Below are 1947 nucleotides of genomic sequence, written 5' to 3' on the forward strand. Positions count from 1 at the left end.
GGGTCGGCGGCGCGCAGTATCCGGACATGAAGCGCCGCGAGCTCGCGGGCGCAGGCTTCAAGGCGCTGGCGGGCCGCGGCCTGTACGGGGTGCCCTCGACCATCCACTGGGCGTTCAACTACGACGAGAAGGACCCGGACCTGCGCCAGCTCTTCCACAACCTCAAGTTCCGCCAGGCCATGCAGTACGCCCTTAACCGGCAGCGCATCATCGACGACGTCTACAACGGGCTGGCCGCGCTGCCGGGGCACGGCGTGGCGCCAGGAACGTTCTTCTGGGCCGATACGACGCAGTACCTCGGCACTTACGACCTCAAAAAGGCAGCCGCGCTTCTGGACGATCTCGGGCTCAAGCCCGGGCCGGATGGTGTGCGCCGCATCCCGAACGGCAAGCCCGTGCGGTTCACGCTCACCTATGCAAGTGACTCGGCGGTCTACCCGGCCATCGCGACCATCCTGCAAAACGACCTCGGCTCCATCGGGGTCAAAGTCGATCTCCAGGGACTCACGTTCAGCACGGTGTTCCAGACCGCGCTGGCGGGCAACTTCCAGTCCGTGCTCATGGCCTACGGCGACCAGCCCGACCCGCAGCTGCGCAAGGACATCTGGCAGCCGGGGACGTCGCTTCATTACTGGCACCGTTCCGTGCAGCCCGCAAAAGAAGGCGAGACCCCGAAGCTTGACGAGATGTTCGATTGGGAGCGCACCATCTACGACCTCTTCCAGCAGGCCGAGGTGACCGATGACCAGCAGAAGCGCCGGGAGCTCTACGGGGAGTGGCAGCGGTTGTTCGCGCAGAACCTCGATGTCATCATGGTCGTGAAGCCCGGCGTGGCAACGGTGGCCTCGAACCAGGTCGGCAACGTCTTCGTCCACCCCGAGGCTCACCTGATCCTGTGGAGCAATTCCACGGTGTTCGTACGAAGGTGAGGTCGGGAGCAGGGTCGGTGTAGCGGCACACGGCGGGCGGACGGCCCGGGCCGATGCGGGCCTGAGCTCGGGAAGCGGGAACGAGGGTCGGGGGGAACGGGCGCGTGCGGGCCTACGTGCTGCGGCGGGTCATGCTGATGCTGCTGGTGCTCTGGATCAGCTCCATCATCTCCTTCATCACGATCAAGCTGCAGCCCGGCGACTTCCTGACGCAGTACCTGGACGACCCGAGGATCAGCCCGGAGACCGTCGAGCGGGTCCGCGTCCAGCTCGGCCTGGACAGGCCCCTTTACGTGCAGTACGCGCGGTGGGTACAGGGAATCCTGACGCGGGGCGACTTTGGCTATTCGTTTGCCACGAGCCGCCCCGTCGTGAGCATGATCTGGGAACGCCTGGGGTGGACGGTGGCGGTGGCAGGGGCCACCTTCGCCTTCAGCTGGGCCGTCGCCGTCCCCCTGGGGGTTTTCACGGCGCTGCGGCGAAACAGCGCCACCGAGTTCATGGTACAGGCGGTCACCTACCTGGGGCACGCCGTGCCCGACTTTCTGGCGGCCCTGCTGCTCGTGTGGCTGGCACTGCGGTCGGGCAGCACCAACGTGGGCGGGCTTTTCAGCGCCCGGTACATCGATGCTCCATGGGGCTGGGCGAAATTCCGGGATCTGCTGGGCCATCTCTGGATTCCGCTCATTGCCATCGGCTTCCACGGTGTGGCAGGGCTCATGCGGCTCACCCGGGCGAACTTCCTGGACGTACTGGGAGCAGACTACGTGCGGACGGCCAGGGCCAAGGGCCTGCCTGAACGCCTGGTAGTCTACAAGCACGTTCTGCGCAATGCTATCAACCCGCTCATCAGCCTCGCGGGCTTGAGCCTTCCGTACCTCATCAACGGCACCATCATCAGTTCCATCGTTTTGAATCTGCCGACCATCGGGCCGCTTCTGTACGATGCGCTCATCAACAAGGACCAGTACCTGGCCATGACGCTACTGCTGTTTTCCAGCTTGCTGCTGATGATCGG

2 protein-coding genes are annotated in these 1947 nt (G+C 65.0%); both read left to right on the forward strand.

The window, feature by feature from the left end:
* A partial coding sequence (locus tag AB1609_22580) for an ABC transporter substrate-binding protein (GenBank protein ID MEW6049221.1) occupies positions 1–929 on the forward strand: 929 nt, incomplete at its 5' end.
* A gap of 104 nt (positions 930–1033) precedes the next feature.
* Positions 1034–1947 (forward strand): ABC transporter permease (locus AB1609_22585; protein MEW6049222.1); only part of this gene is annotated, 914 nt, incomplete at its 3' end.

It is taken from the genome of Bacillota bacterium (assembly GCA_040754675.1).
In the GTDB taxonomy this organism is placed as follows: Bacteria; Bacillota; Limnochordia; order Limnochordales; family Geochordaceae; genus Geochorda.